The following is a 13,410-nucleotide window of genomic DNA, read 5'->3' on the forward strand; positions in this document are numbered from 1 at the left end:
AGGAATAGATCATGCAAAACCAAGGCATCAAAAAAATCGTTCTGGCGTACTCCGGCGGCCTGGATACCTCGGCCATCATTCCATGGCTGAAAGAGAACTACGGCGGCTGTGAAGTGGTGGCGTTCGTGGCGGACATCGGTCAGGAGCGCAGCGATCTGGAAGGCGTGGAGCAAAAAGCCCTGCAGTCCGGTGCCTCTGAATGTCACGTGGTCGATCTGCGTGAAGAATTTATCCGCGATTACGTTTATCCGGTGCTACAGACCGGCGCCCTGTATGAAGGCAGCTATTTGCTGGGCACCTCGATGGCGCGGCCGATCATCGCCAAGGCGCAGGTCGAGCTGGCGCTGAAAGTGGGCGCCGACGCGCTGTGCCACGGCGCAACCGGCAAAGGCAACGACCAGGTGCGTTTCGAGACCACCTACACCGCGCTGGCGCCGCAGCTGAAAGTAGTGGCGCCGTGGCGTGAATGGAACCTGCGTTCCCGTGAGGCGCTGCTGGATTACCTGAAAGAGCGCAACATCCCGACCACTGCGTCGCTGGAGAAGATCTACAGCCGCGATGAAAACGCCTGGCACATCTCCACCGAAGGCGGCGTGCTGGAAAGCCCGTGGAATGCGCCGAACAAGGATTGCTGGGTATGGACCGTCGATCCGCAGGAAGCGCCGGATCAGCCTGAACAGGTGACCGTTACCGTTGAGAAAGGCCGCGTTGTGGCGGTTAACGGTAAAGCGCTGTCGCCGTACCAGTGCCTGGAAACCCTGAATGCGTTAGGCGCCAAGCACGGCGTTGGCCGTATCGACATCGTGGAAAACCGTCTGGTAGGCATCAAATCCCGCGGCTGCTATGAAACCCCGGGGGGCACCATCATGGTGGCGGCGCTGCGCGCCGTCGAGCAGCTGGTACTGGATCGCGACAGCTTCAAATGGCGCGAGCAGCTGGGCCTGGAGATGTCTTATGTGGTGTACGACGGCCGCTGGTTCGCGCCGCTGCGCCGCTCGCTGCAGGCCTCTGCCGAAGCATTGGCTGAAGAGGTGAACGGCGAAGTGGTGCTGCAGCTGTACAAAGGCCAGGTGACGGCGACCCAGAAGAAATCCGCCAACAGTCTGTACTCCGAAGAGTTCGCCACCTTCGGCGAAGACGAAGTTTACGATCACAGCCACGCCGGCGGCTTTATCCGCCTGTTCTCTCTGTCTTCACGCATCCGCGCGTTGAACGAGAAAAAGAATAAATAATCGATTGGCGTGACTCTGCAAGGGCGCAGCATGCTGCGCCCTTTCGCATAAAAATTCAGGAGTAAGGTATGGCACTTTGGGGCGGACGGTTCACTCAGGCGGCGGATCAGCGGTTTAAGCAACTCAACGATTCGCTGCGGTTCGATTATCGCCTGGCGGAGCAAGATATCGTGGGCTCGGTGGCCTGGTCGAAGGCGCTGGTGACCGTTAATGTGTTGACGGCAACGGAGCAGCAGCAGCTGGAGCAGGCGTTGAATGCTTTGTTGACGGAAGTTCAGGCCGATCCTTTGGCGATCGTCCAAAGCGATGCGGAAGACATCCACAGCTGGGTGGAGCAGAAGCTGATCGAGAAGGTCGGTGATTTGGGCAAGAAGCTGCACACCGGCCGCAGCCGCAACGATCAGGTCGCGACCGATCTGAAGCTGTGGTGCAAACAGCAGATCGGCGATCTGCATCAGGCGATCGTCCAGCTGCAGCAGGCGCTGGTGGAGACCGCCGAAGCCAACCAGGATGCGGTGATGCCGGGGTATACCCACCTGCAACGCGCGCAGCCGGTGACATTTGCGCACTGGTGCCTGGCCTATGTCGAGATGCTGGCGCGCGATGAGAGCCGTCTGCAGGATACCCTGAAACGGCTGGACGTCAGCCCACTGGGCAGCGGTGCGCTGGCCGGCACCGCTTATCCTATCGATCGCGAGCAGCTGGCCGGTTGGCTGGGCTTCGCCTCGGCGACCCGCAACAGCCTGGATAGCGTATCCGATCGCGACCACGTGCTGGAGCTGTTGTCCAACGCCGCCATCAGCATGGTGCACCTGTCGCGCTTCGCCGAGGATCTGATCTTCTTCAACAGCGGCGAGGCGGCGTTTGTCGAGCTGTCCGACCGCGTGACCTCCGGCTCCTCGCTGATGCCGCAGAAGAAAAACCCGGACGCGCTGGAGCTGATTCGTGGCAAATGCGGCCGCGTACAGGGCGCGCTGACCGGCATGATGATGACGCTGAAAGGCCTGCCGCTGGCGTACAACAAAGACATGCAGGAAGACAAAGAAGGGTTGTTCGACGCGCTCGACACCTGGATGGACTGCCTGCAGATGGCGGCGTTGGTGCTGGACGGCATTCAGGTGAAGCGCCCGCGTTGCCAGGAAGCGGCGGAGCAGGGCTATGCCAACGCCACCGAGCTGGCGGATTACCTGGTCGCCAAGGGCGTGCCGTTCCGCGAAGCGCACCATATCGTCGGCGAGGCGGTGGTAGAAGCGATTCGCCAGGGTAAACCGCTGGAAGCGTTGCCGCTGGCGGATTTGCAGCAGTTCAGCGCGACGATTGGCGACGACGTTTACCCGATTCTGGCGTTGCAATCCTGCCTGGACAAGCGTGCTGCCAAAGGCGGCGTAGCGCCACAACAGGTAGCCGCGGCAATCGCCGCAGCGAAGCAGCGTTTGGCTTGATACATCGTTACTGACAAGGAGGTTTATGCCCTGCTTCTTTTTAATGCCCGTCTTTACCGATTTCTACATACGCAAGGCAGGGGCCAATCCGGCTTCTGCCGGAGATGGAGAAATCAATGTACAAGAACAGAAAGCGGGCGTTACGCCGTTATCACTATCGCAGGTTGAGAAGTGATCGAAAAAATTATTATGGCGGAATACGTTACCCCGAGCAGTTTACGCTTCATGGCATTGCCCGCAGAGCAGGCAAATTAGTTGCCAGCGCGCCTGATTGCAGTTGCTGGATGTGTGGAAACCCTCGTCGTTATTGGCAAAGAGTTACTTTGCAGGAATTAAAGGCGAGAGATAGCGAAGGCGATGGTTGGGCGGAGTTCGATGCCGAAAGCGTTTGATGTGAAGTAATAAGAGCGACGTTCGCCCGGTGAACGTCGCTCTTTGTTTATTATCGGATTATTCGCCCGGACAGCGCTGGCAGCGCTCGATTTCGGTCGCGCCGAGTTTGAGCTTCGCCTGCAGGTCGCGCAGCGCGGTGCGCAAGCCTTCTTCGATCACCGGATGATAGAACGGCATCTCCAGCATCTGATCGACAGTCATCTGCTGCTGGTGCGCCCAGGCCAGCAGGTGCGCGATGTGCTCGGCGTCCGGGCCGATCATTTCCGCACCGAGGAAACGGCCGGTGCCTTGTTCGCCGTAAACGTGCAGAATGCCCTTGTTGCGCAGCATCACCCGTGAGCGCCCCTGATTCTCAAACGAGACTTTGCCCACTTCAAAGCAGCCGCAGGCGCTAAACTTCTCGCTCAGCTCGCGGAAGGTTGAGCCGACCATGGCGATCTGCGGATCGGAAAACACCACCGAAATCGCGCTGCGGCGCAGGCCCGGATTGATCTCCGGGAAACTGCCGGCGTTGGCGCCGGCGATACGCGCCTGATCGCTGGCTTCATGCAGCAGCGGCAGCTGATTGCTGGCGTCGCCGGCGATGAAGATATGCGGCACGCTGGTTTGCATCGTCAGGCGGTCGGCCAGCGGCACGCCTCTGGCGTCGAGCTGCAGGCCGGTGTTCTCGAGGCCCAGCCGATCGACATTGGGGCGGCGGCCGGTGGCGGCCAGCACGTAGTCCACCAGGATCTCTTGCGGTTGGCCCTGCAGATCTTGATAGCGGATAAATACTTTATCGCCCTCGCGCTGCATCATCTCTACCTTCACGTCGGCATCGAGATAGAACTCGTCCCCCAGCGCTTTGGCGGCGTAGTCGCGCACGGCGCTGTCGGTCAGCGGCCCGACGGCGCCACCGATGCCAAAGACCTTGGTGTCGACGCCGAGGCGGTGCAGCGCTTGCCCCAGTTCCAGCCCAATGACGCCGGGGCCGAATACCGCTACGGACTGCGGCAAATCATCCCAATTGAACAGATCGTCGTTGACGACCAGGCGGTCGCCCAGCTCGTTCCACGGCGCCGGCCAGCTGGGACGAGAACCGGTGGCGATCACGATGCGCTGTGCCACGATGCGTGTATGGTCATCGACCTGCAGCGTGTTGTCGTCGATAAAGCGGGCATAGCCCTGAATTTTGTCGGCGGCCGGGATCTCGTCCACGCCTTCCAGCACGAAGCCGACGAAGCGATCGCGTTCGCGCTTGACGCGATCCATCACCTCGCGCCCGTCGATGCGCGTCTTGCCGGTTGGATGCACGCCAAAACCCGGCGCACGTTCGATTTGATGCACCGCTTCGGCGGCGGCTATCAATAACTTGGATGGCATGCAGCCAACGCGCGCACAGGTGGTGCCGTAAGGCCCGCCTTCGATCATCACCACGCTGGGGGTAGACAGTTTGGCCGCGCGATAGGCGCCGAGCCCTGCGGTGCCGCCGCCGATGACCGCGACATCAACGTTCAACAGTTTCATATCCGCTCCTGAAAGGTAAAAAAAGGGCGGGCCGTAGCCCGCCAAAGTTCACGTTGGCTTTGTTATTACTTATTAAGCTGACAGGAAAGTTTCCAGATCGTCGCTGCCGCCGATGTGACGGCCGCCGATGAACACCTGCGGCACCGTGGCGCGGCCGCTGACGGCGCGCAGGCTGACGGTGGTGGCGTCTTTGCCCAGTACGATCTCTTCATACTGAATGCCGCGCTCTTGCAGCATCTGCTTGGCTTTGGCGCAGAACGGGCAGCCCGGTTTGGTGAACAGGGAGACCGATTCCTGCACTTTGAATTCCGGTGCCAGGTATTTCAGCATGGTATCGGCGTCGGACACTTCAAACGGGTCGCCCGGCTTGTTCGGTTCGACGAACATTTTCTCGACCACGCCGTCGCGCACCAGCATCGAGTAACGCCATGAACGCGGGCCAAAGCCCAGATCCGCTTTCTCGACCAGCATGTTCATGCCCTTGGTGAATTCACCGTTGCCGTCCGGCACGAAGGTGATGTTTTCTGCATGTTGGTCGGCTTTCCAGGCGTTCATCACGAAGGTGTCGTTCACCGAGACGCACAGAATGCCGTCGACGCCGTGCTGTTTGAACACGCTGGACAGCTCGTTGTAGCGCGGCAGGTGGCTCGAAGAGCAGGTCGGCGTGAACGCGCCCGGCAGCGAGAATACGATAACGGTTTTGTTTTTGAACAGGTCATCAGTGGTCACATCAATCCATTGGTCGCCCTGACGGGTGTGGAAAGTAACCTGCGGAACTTTCTTGCCTTCTTGACTGGTAAACATTGATTAACCCCTTAATTAGGAAAAGTAATTTTTGGTATTTAGCGCAATATCGCTTCGTTGGGACACATTATTGTCGTTGGGGCTTGATAGATCTAATCGCTCATTGCTATCTTATCTATCGCCATGAGCTATCATGGATTGGAGGGAAACAATGAACATTCGTGATTTAGAGTATCTGGTCGCCTTGGCCGAGCACCGGCACTTCCGCCGCGCGGCCGATTCATGCCATGTGAGCCAGCCGACGCTCAGCGGGCAGATCCGCAAGCTGGAAGACGAGTTGGGCGTCATGCTGCTCGAACGCACCAGCCGCAAGGTGCTGTTCACCCAGGCGGGCCTGTTGCTGGTGGAGCAGGCGCGTACCGTGCTGCGCGAAGTGAAAGTGTTGAAGGAGATGGCCAGCCAACAGGGTGAAGCCATGTCCGGGCCGCTGCACATCGGCCTGATCCCGACCGTGGGGCCTTATCTGCTGCCGCAGATCATCCCGACGCTGCACAAAACTTTCCCGAAGCTGGAAATGTATCTGCACGAAGCGCAAACCCATCAACTGCTGGCGCAGCTCGACAGCGGCAAACTGGACTGCGCCATTCTGGCGCTGGTGAAGGAGACCGAGGCGTTTATCGAAGTGCCTCTGTTCGATGAACCGATGAAGCTGGCGGTGTATTCCGATCACCCTTGGGCGCAGCGTGAGCGCGTAGCGATGCCGGATTTGGCGGGTGAGAAACTGCTGATGCTGGAAGATGGCCACTGCCTGCGCGATCAGGCGATGGGTTTCTGCTTCCAGGCGGGCGCGGACGAAGATACCCACTTCCGCGCCACCAGTCTGGAAACGCTGCGTAACATGGTCGCGGCCGGCAGCGGCATTACCCTGCTGCCGTCACTGGCCGTGCCGCCGCAGCGCGAACGCGACGGCGTCTGCTATCTGGATTGCTACAAGCCTGAGCCGAAGCGCACCATCGCGCTGGTGTACCGCCCCGGTTCCCCACTGCGCAGCCGTTATGAGCAGTTGGCCGAGGCGATCCGCGAGCACATGCAGGGCTACATCGACAGCGCGTTAAAACAGGCGGTTTAAGCCGTTCAGCGCCGCCACCCGGTAGGCTTCGGCCATGGTCGGATAGTTGAAGGTCGTATTAACGAAATACTCGATAGTATTGCCTTCACCTTTCTGTTCCATGATCGCCTGGCCGATGTGGATGATCTCCGCCGCACGCTCGCCGAAGCAGTGGATCCCGAGGATCTGCAGGGTGTCGCGATGGAACAGGATCTTCAGGCTGCCGACGTTCATCCCGGCGATCTGCGCGCGCGCCAGATGCTTGAACTGGGCGCGGCCCACTTCATACGGCACCTTCATCGCCGTCAGTTCCTGCTCGGTTTTGCCGACGGAGCTGATTTCCGGAATGGTGTAGATGCCGGTCGGGATATCTTCGATAAGGTGACCGCTGGCTTCGCCGGACGCGATCGCCTGCGCGGCGATGCGGCCCTGATCGTAGGCGGCGGAAGCCAGGCTCGGATAGCCGATCACGTCACCGACCGCATAGATGTGCGACAGCGCGGTTTGGTACATGCTGTTCACCTTCAGCAACCCGCGGCTGTCCGACTCCAGGCCGACGTTCTCCAACCCCAGCGAATCGGTGTTGCCGGTGCGGCCGTTGGCATACAGCAGGCAGTCCGCTTTCACCTTCTTGCCGGACTTCAGGTGCACGATCACGCCGTCTTCGGTGCCTTCGATCTTCTCGAACTCTTCGTTGTGGCGGATCACCACGCCGTTGTTCCAGAAGTGGTAAGAGAGCGAATCCGACATCTCCTGATCGAGGAACGCCAGCAGGCGATCGCGGGTGTTGATCAGATCGACCTTGACGTTCAGACCACGGAAGATAGACGCGTATTCGCAACCGATCACCCCGGCGCCGTAAATGATTACGTGGCGCGGTTCATGGCTCAGTTCGAGGATGGAATCGCTGTCGTAGATGCGCGGGTGATTGAAATCGACGCTGGCCGGGTGGTAAGGGCGCGAGCCGCAGGCGATCACGATGTGGTCGGCGCGGATGGTGTCCTGGGTGCCGTCCATGTAGCTGACGCTGACGGTGTTGGCGTCGATGAAGCGCGCGTCGCCCGCGAACAGCTTGCACTGGTTCCGCTCATAGAACCCTTGGCGCATGCGGGTCTGCTGGCTGATGACGTTATCGGCGTGGCGTAAAATGTCAGGGAAGGTCGCGCTAAGCGTGCGCGAATTGTTGTAGAGCGGGTTCTGGTTGAATTCGATAATGCGGCTGACGGCGTGGCGGAGGGCTTTGGAAGGGATGGTGCCCCAATGGGTACATCCGCCGCCTACGTTGTTGTACCGTTCGATAACGGCCACGCGGGCGCCCTGTTTCACCAGCCCCATGGCGGCACCTTCACCACCAGGGCCCGAGCCAATCACTATGGCATCAAATTGATAGTGCTGTTGCATGTAGGAGAGACCTGTTTTTTTATACAAGATTACAACGGTATCTTAACATCATAGCGCTGCTCACCCAATCACCATTAGGCTTTTTGAGTCAAAGCACAATCGGCTCAGGGCGGAAGTGTGATAGAGCGCGTTAGTATAAATGCTGTTGCAATAAAATTTGCTATATTGCCGGGTCTAGGGCGTTAGACTGAGAGAATGGAACCTATCTGGATATGCATATGGGCGTCAGAGCACAACAAAAAGAACGGACTCGTCGTTCCCTGATCGAAGCCGCTTTCAGCCAGCTGAGCGCCGAACGCAGTTTCGCCAGCCTGAGCCTGCGGGAAGTTTCACGTGAGGCGGGTATCGCGCCCACCTCGTTTTATCGCCATTTCCGCGATGTGGATGAGCTGGGGCTGACCATGGTGGACGAAAGCGGCCTGATGCTGCGCCAGTTGATGCGCCAGGCGCGCCAACGCATCGCCAAGGGCGGCAGCGTGATCCGCACCTCGGTGTCCACCTTTATGGAATTTATCGGCAACAACCCGAACGCCTTCCGCCTGCTGTTGCGCGAGCGCTCCGGCACGTCGGCGGCGTTCCGTGCGGCGGTGGCACGCGAGATCCAGCATTTCATCGCCGAACTGGCGGACTACCTCGAGTTGGAAAACCACATGCCGCGCAGCTTCACCGAAGCGCAGGCGGAAGCGATGGTCACCATCGTGTTCAGCGCCGGCGCGGAAGCGCTGGATATCGACGCCGAGCAGCGGCTGCAGCTGGAAGAACGGCTGGTGCTGCAACTGCGGATGATCTCTAAAGGGGCGTATTACTGGTATCGTCGCGAACAAGAAAAAGCTTCTGTGTCCCACGTATAAAAAAGGTAAAAAATGATGGAAAAACCAGGCCGTGAAAATGGCACCTTACTGCTGGCGTTGATTGCCGGCCTTTCGATCAACGGTTCCTTTGCCGCGCTGTTCAGCTCGGTGGTGCCGTTTTCGATCTTCCCGCTGCTTGCGTTGGTGCTGGCCGTGTACTGTCTGCATCAGCGCTACCTGAACCGCGCCATGCCGGACGGCATGCCGAAGCTGGCGGCGGCCTGTTTCCTGCTGGGGCTGCTGCTGTACAGCGCCATCGTGCGCGCCGAATACCCGCAGATCGGCTCCAACTTCCTGCCGTCGGTTCTCTGCGTGGCGCTGGTGTTGTGGATCGGGGTCAAGCTGAAGGCGCGCAAGGCGCTGGATGCGCCGACTCAAGAGTCGTAATGAAACGGGGCGCCATGTGGCGCCCCTGTCGTATCAGCGGTGCTTTTCCAGCAACACGCCGCATTCCATGTGATGGGTATACGGGAACTGATCGAACAGCGCCAGGCGGCTGACTCGGTGGGTAGTCTGCAGCGTTTCCAGGTTGGCGCACAGCGTTTCCGGGTTGCATGAGATATACAAAATGCGCGGGTAAGCCTGCACCATCTTCACCGTTTCATCGTCCAGCCCACTGCGCGGCGGATCGACGAAAATCGTCTCGCAGTTGTAGCCGCTCAGATCGATGCCTTTCAACCGGTTGAATTCGCGCACTCCGTTCATGGCCTGAGTGAAGTCTTCTGCCGCCATGCGGATGATTTGCACGTTGTCGATATGGTTGGCGGCGATGTTGTATTGCGCCGCCGCCACCGACGGCTTGGCGATCTCGGTCGCCAGCACGCGCTCGAAGTTGCGCGCCAGCGCCAGCGAGAAGTTGCCGTTGCCGCAATACAGCTCCAGCAAATCGCCTTTGGAGCCGGCGGTGACCGCCAGCGCCCATTCCAGCATCTGCACGTTCATGGCCGCGTTGGGCTGAGTGAAGCTGTTTTCCACCTGACGGTAGATCATGTCGCGGCCGGCAACCGGCAGCACTTCGTCAACATAATCCTGGTCGAGCATGATTTTGGTTTTCGACGCCCGACCGATCAGCTGCAGATCGAACCCTTGAGCGCGCAGATCGTCGCGCAGCTGCTCGGCGCGCCGTTGCCAAACCTCATCCAGCTTGCGGTGGTACAGCAGCGAGGCGATGATTTTGCCGCTTTGCGTCGACAGATAATCTATCTGGAACAGTTTGTGGCGCAGGATCGGCTCCGGTTTCAGCGCGGCGATCAGGGCGCTCATCAGACGGTTGATCAGTTCGCTGGCGGCCGGGAATCGATCGACGCGAATACGCTGCTTGGTCTGCTGATCGAACATGATGTGATACATGTCTTCCGCGTCGTGCCAGATGCGGAACTCGGCGCGCATGCGGTAGTGGTCGACTGGCGAGCGGAACACTTCCGGCTCGGGCGCCGCGAACGGTGACATCAACGTCTTCAGGCGGGCGACTTTCTCCGCCAGTTGGTCATCGTAACGTTCAATAGGCAAATTCTCGGGCGTCATGTGTGTCTTCTCGTCAGGCAAATTTGATCAGCGGGGATTGTAGGGAATCAGCCCGTGAAGTCCAGTTTTGTCGCGTTTATTATTTGTAACATTAGTAGCAGTCTAGACATCTATTTTCATTGATCGTAGCATTGCCGTCCGGCCTCAAGCAGCGAGTGAAAAGGGAATCCGGTGTGAATCCGGAGCTGACGCGCAGCGGTAAGGGGAAGTCACGGCGATAGCGTTTCGACGCAGACACTGTCCACTGCAGGATGGGAAGTCATCGCCCGTTGCCGGTCGCGCCCCGCGGCCCGCAAATCCCAAGCCCGAAGACCTGCCGGTGTTACGTCGCAATGTCCGTGGCCGTCGCGAACTACCGGCCATGATCCTGCGGCATCCGCCAATTAAGTTTGGATGCTTTTCTCATGACAATTACAAAAAACACGCTGCTGGCGGTGGTCTCCTCCGTCACGGCTTTTTCTGGATGGGCGCAAGACAACACCACGGCCACGAATGGCGATAACCTGGTGGTGACCGCCAACCGCTTCCCGCAGCCGGTTTCTTCCGTATTGGCGCCGACCTCCGTCGTCACCCGCAACGATATCGATCGCTGGCAGGCCAAGAGCCTGACCGACGTGATGCGCCGCTTGCCAGGGGTGGACATCGGCCAAAACGGTGGGTTGGGACAAAAGAGTTCACTATTCATTCGCGGCACCAACTCCAGCCATGTCTTGGTATTGATCGACGGCATCCGCCTTAATCAGGCGGGCGTCAGCGGCTCTTCCGATCTCAGCCAAATCCCGATTTCGCTGGTGCAGAAAGTCGAATACATTCGCGGTCCGCGCTCTGCGGTGTACGGTTCCGACGCCATCGGCGGCGTGGTCAACATTATTACTACCCGCGAAAAGAACGGCACTACGCTGGCTGCCGGCGTTGGCTCCAACGGCTATCAGTCCTATGATGCGTCGACGCAACAGCTGCTGGGCGACAGCACCGTGGCGACGGTGGCGGGGAACTACACCTATACCAAAGGGTATGATGTGGTGGCTGAAGGCAACACCAGCATTCCGCAGCCCGATCGCGATGGCTTCATGAGCAAATCGCTATACGGGGCGGTACAGCACCGGTTCAACGAGCAAATCAGCGGCTTTGTGCGTGGATATGGCTACGACAACCGTACGGGCTACGACGGCTTCTATTCTTACGATAAAAATTTCAATATCACCGGTCTGCCGGATACGCGCAAACTGTATAGTCAAACCTGGGACACCGGGTTGCGCTATCAGGAAGGAATTTACGCCACGCAGTTAGTGGGAAGCTACAGCCACAGCAAAGACTACAATTACGATCCGCGCAAAGGGCAGTATGCGATTTCCTCCAGCCTGGATGATTCAGAGCAATACAATCTGCAGTGGGGCAATACTTTCAAGGTGGCTCAAGGCACCGTCAGTGCGGGCGCCGACTGGCAGGATCAACAGATCAAACCGGGCACCGCGTCCGTCAGCCGCGAGAGAAGCCAGCGCAATACCGGCATCTATCTGACCGGGCAGCAACTGGTGGGGCCGGTGACGCTTGAGGCCGCAGCGCGCGGCGACGATAACTCTGAGTTCGGTTGGCACGGCACGTGGCAAACCAGCGCAGCCTGGGAGTTCATCGAAGGATACCGTTTCATCGCTTCCTATGGCACCGCGTTTAAAGCGCCAAACATGAACCAGCTGTTTAGTACCACTTATGGCAACAGCAACTTGAAGCCGGAAGAAAGCAAACAGTGGGAAGGCGGCTTCGAAGGTTTGACCGGGCCGGTGACCTGGCGCGTTTCCGGCTACCGCAATGACATCGATAACCTGATTGACAGCGATCCGGTGAGTTACCGTTATTACAATATCGGTAAGGCGACCATTAAGGGTGTAGAGGCCACCGCTTCTTTTGAAACCGGTCCGTTGACGCATCAGATTGGTTACGATTATGTCGACCCGCGCAATGCTAAAACCAATGAAGTGCTGCTGCGCCGCGCGAAACAACAGGTGAAGTATGAGCTGGATTGGCAGCTGTACGACTTTGACTGGGCGGTGACCTATCAATACCTGGGTGAGCGCTATGACAAGGATTATGGCGTTTATCCAAGCCCGACGGTTAAACTCGGCGGCGTGAGCCTGTGGGATCTCGCAGTTTCGTATCCGGTCACATCTCATCTGACAGTTCGTGGTAGAATTGCCAACCTGTTTGATAAAGATTATGAGACGGCCTATGGCTACGCTACTCCAGGAAGAGAATACTACCTCACTGGAAGCTATACCTTCTAACAGCACCGCCACACCTCGCCCGACGGTGCTGGTTTTCGATTCCGGCGTCGGCGGGTTGTCGGTATATCAGGAGATTCGGCAGTTGCTGCCGGATCTCCACTATATATACGCTTTCGACAACGTGGCGTTCCCCTACGGCGAGAAGTCCGAAGAGTTTATCGTTGAGCGCGTGCTGGAGATAGTTGGCGCGGTGCAGCAGCGTCATCCTCTGGCGATTGTCGTCATTGCCTGCAACACCGCCAGCACTGTTTCCTTGCCGGCCCTGCGCGAGCGTTTCAGCTTCCCGGTCGTGGGCGTGGTGCCCGCCATCAAACCGGCCGCCCGTCTTACCGTTAACGGCATTGTCGGCCTGTTGGCGACCCGCGGCACCGTACAGCGCAGCTACACCCACGAACTGATTTCTCGTTTTGCCACCGACTGCAAGATTGAACTGTTGGGTTCTTCGGAGCTGGTGGAGCTGGCGGAAGCCAAGCTGCACGGCGAAGCCGTGCCGCTGCCGGTGCTGAAGAAGATCCTGCATCCGTGGCTGAGCATGCGTGAGCCGCCGGATACCGTCGTGCTGGGCTGCACCCATTTCCCTCTGTTAGCGGAAGAGCTGATGCAGGTGTTGCCGGAAGGTACCCGGCTGGTGGATTCCGGTGCGGCGATAGCCCGCCGTACCGCCTGGCTCATCTCGACGCAGGAAAATCTGGTTTCGAGCCAGGAAGAGAATCTGGCGTATTGCATGGCGTTAAATGAAGATACTGACGCTTTATTGCCCGTTTTGCAGGGCTACGGCTTTAAATCGTTGAAAAAACTGCCGCTTTAGCGGCGTTTTGGTCAAACATTCAACGGTCGGAAAAAATATTGAAATTAGGGGTTGCGGCCCGCCGAGAACTCCCTATAATGCGCCTCCACTGACCGGGAACAACGACTGACAAGCCGCCG

Annotated in this window: 12 protein-coding genes and 1 riboswitch; of the genes, 8 read left to right on the plus strand and 4 right to left on the minus strand. The window is 58.7% G+C overall.

What is annotated here, in order from left to right:
• Nucleotides 1-11 precede the first annotated feature (11 nt).
• From AC6BYQ_RS23035 to AC6BYQ_RS23045, 3 genes are all read left to right on the plus strand, one after another.
• Nucleotides 12-1,232, plus strand: a complete 1,221-nt coding sequence (locus tag AC6BYQ_RS23035) for an argininosuccinate synthase (protein WP_019452247.1) — start codon at nt 12-14, stop codon at nt 1,230-1,232.
• Between the two features lie 68 nt (nt 1,233-1,300).
• A complete protein-coding gene (argH, locus tag AC6BYQ_RS23040) occupies nt 1,301-2,674 on the plus strand; it encodes an argininosuccinate lyase (protein ID WP_043140965.1) in 1,374 nt (457 codons plus the stop codon).
• Between the two features lie 116 nt (nt 2,675-2,790).
• A complete protein-coding gene (locus AC6BYQ_RS23045) occupies nt 2,791-3,066 on the plus strand; it encodes a hypothetical protein (RefSeq protein ID WP_498057581.1) in 276 nt (91 codons plus the stop codon).
• A gap of 58 nt (nt 3,067-3,124) precedes the next feature.
• Here AC6BYQ_RS23045 and AC6BYQ_RS23050 read toward each other — a convergent pair whose 3' ends face one another.
• A complete protein-coding gene (locus tag AC6BYQ_RS23050) occupies nt 3,125-4,573 on the minus strand; it encodes a dihydrolipoyl dehydrogenase (protein ID WP_498057582.1) in 1,449 nt (482 codons plus the stop codon).
• A 72-nt stretch (nt 4,574-4,645) separates the two neighbouring features.
• The gene (locus tag AC6BYQ_RS23055; protein WP_019452251.1) at nt 4,646-5,377 is read right to left on the minus strand and encodes a glutathione peroxidase; all 732 of its coding nucleotides are present in this window, start codon (nt 5,375-5,377) and stop codon (nt 4,646-4,648) included.
• Nucleotides 5,378-5,528: 151 nt separating this feature from the next.
• Here AC6BYQ_RS23055 and oxyR point away from each other — a divergent pair, with 151 nt between their 5' ends.
• Complete coding sequence (gene oxyR, locus AC6BYQ_RS23060) at nt 5,529-6,446, plus strand: DNA-binding transcriptional regulator OxyR (protein ID WP_015379402.1); 918 nt, start codon at nt 5,529-5,531, stop codon at nt 6,444-6,446.
• On the opposite strand, the gene sthA is transcribed toward oxyR, so the two are convergent.
• Nucleotides 6,429-7,826, minus strand: coding sequence for a Si-specific NAD(P)(+) transhydrogenase (sthA, locus tag AC6BYQ_RS23065; protein WP_004931047.1), 1,398 nt, complete (start codon nt 7,824-7,826; stop codon nt 6,429-6,431). The genes oxyR and sthA overlap by 18 nt on opposite strands.
• A 218-nt stretch (nt 7,827-8,044) precedes the next feature.
• Between sthA and fabR the strand changes: the two genes are divergently transcribed.
• Complete coding sequence (gene fabR / locus AC6BYQ_RS23070) at nt 8,045-8,677, plus strand: HTH-type transcriptional repressor FabR (protein WP_019452253.1); 633 nt, start codon at nt 8,045-8,047, stop codon at nt 8,675-8,677.
• Between the two features lie 15 nt (nt 8,678-8,692).
• Nucleotides 8,693-9,064 (plus strand): YijD family membrane protein, encoded by a 372-nt coding sequence (locus AC6BYQ_RS23075; RefSeq protein ID WP_019452254.1) that lies wholly within the window; start codon nt 8,693-8,695, stop codon nt 9,062-9,064.
• Nucleotides 9,065-9,097: 33 nt separating this feature from the next.
• Here the strand turns inward: AC6BYQ_RS23075 and trmA are convergent, their stop codons facing one another.
• Nucleotides 9,098-10,201 carry a tRNA (uridine(54)-C5)-methyltransferase TrmA gene (gene trmA, locus AC6BYQ_RS23080; RefSeq protein WP_063918335.1) on the minus strand — a complete coding sequence of 368 codons (1,104 nt, stop codon included), beginning with the start codon at nt 10,199-10,201 and terminating at the stop codon, nt 9,098-9,100.
• Between the two features lie 115 nt (nt 10,202-10,316).
• Nucleotides 10,317-10,536, plus strand: a riboswitch (cobalamin riboswitch).
• A gap of 69 nt (nt 10,537-10,605) precedes the next feature.
• Between trmA and btuB the strand changes: the two genes are divergently transcribed.
• Nucleotides 10,606-12,483, plus strand: a complete 1,878-nt coding sequence (gene btuB / locus AC6BYQ_RS23085) for a TonB-dependent vitamin B12 receptor BtuB (RefSeq protein WP_309530737.1) — start codon at nt 10,606-10,608, stop codon at nt 12,481-12,483.
• On the plus strand, nt 12,428-13,291 hold the full coding sequence (gene murI, locus AC6BYQ_RS23090) for a glutamate racemase (RefSeq protein WP_025921004.1): 864 nt from the start codon (nt 12,428-12,430) through the stop codon (nt 13,289-13,291). Before btuB ends, murI begins: the two co-directional genes overlap by 56 nt.
• Nucleotides 13,292-13,410: the final 119 nt, after the last annotated feature.

The organism is Serratia sp. LTN-2 (assembly GCF_059740205.1).

Excerpts from the sequence above, each read along its gene's own strand:
- AC6BYQ_RS23035 (WP_019452247.1), top strand. The coding sequence starts at position 12 with ATGCAAAACCAAGGCATCAAAAAAATCGTTCTGGCGTACTCCGGCGGC.
- argH (WP_043140965.1), top strand. The coding sequence starts at position 1,301 with ATGGCACTTTGGGGCGGACGGTTCACTCAGGCGGCGGATCAGCGGTTT.
- AC6BYQ_RS23045 (WP_498057581.1), top strand. The coding sequence starts at position 2,791 with ATGTACAAGAACAGAAAGCGGGCGTTACGCCGTTATCACTATCGCAGG.
- AC6BYQ_RS23050 (WP_498057582.1), bottom strand. The coding sequence starts at position 4,573 with ATGAAACTGTTGAACGTTGATGTCGCGGTCATCGGCGGCGGCACCGCA.
- AC6BYQ_RS23055 (WP_019452251.1), bottom strand. The coding sequence starts at position 5,377 with ATGTTTACCAGTCAAGAAGGCAAGAAAGTTCCGCAGGTTACTTTCCAC.
- oxyR (WP_015379402.1), top strand. The coding sequence starts at position 5,529 with ATGAACATTCGTGATTTAGAGTATCTGGTCGCCTTGGCCGAGCACCGG.
- sthA (WP_004931047.1), bottom strand. The coding sequence starts at position 7,826 with ATGCAACAGCACTATCAATTTGATGCCATAGTGATTGGCTCGGGCCCT.
- fabR (WP_019452253.1), top strand. The coding sequence starts at position 8,045 with ATGGGCGTCAGAGCACAACAAAAAGAACGGACTCGTCGTTCCCTGATC.
- AC6BYQ_RS23075 (WP_019452254.1), top strand. The coding sequence starts at position 8,693 with ATGGAAAAACCAGGCCGTGAAAATGGCACCTTACTGCTGGCGTTGATT.
- trmA (WP_063918335.1), bottom strand. The coding sequence starts at position 10,201 with ATGACGCCCGAGAATTTGCCTATTGAACGTTACGATGACCAACTGGCG.
- btuB (WP_309530737.1), top strand. The coding sequence starts at position 10,606 with ATGACAATTACAAAAAACACGCTGCTGGCGGTGGTCTCCTCCGTCACG.
- murI (WP_025921004.1), top strand. The coding sequence starts at position 12,428 with ATGGCTACGCTACTCCAGGAAGAGAATACTACCTCACTGGAAGCTATA.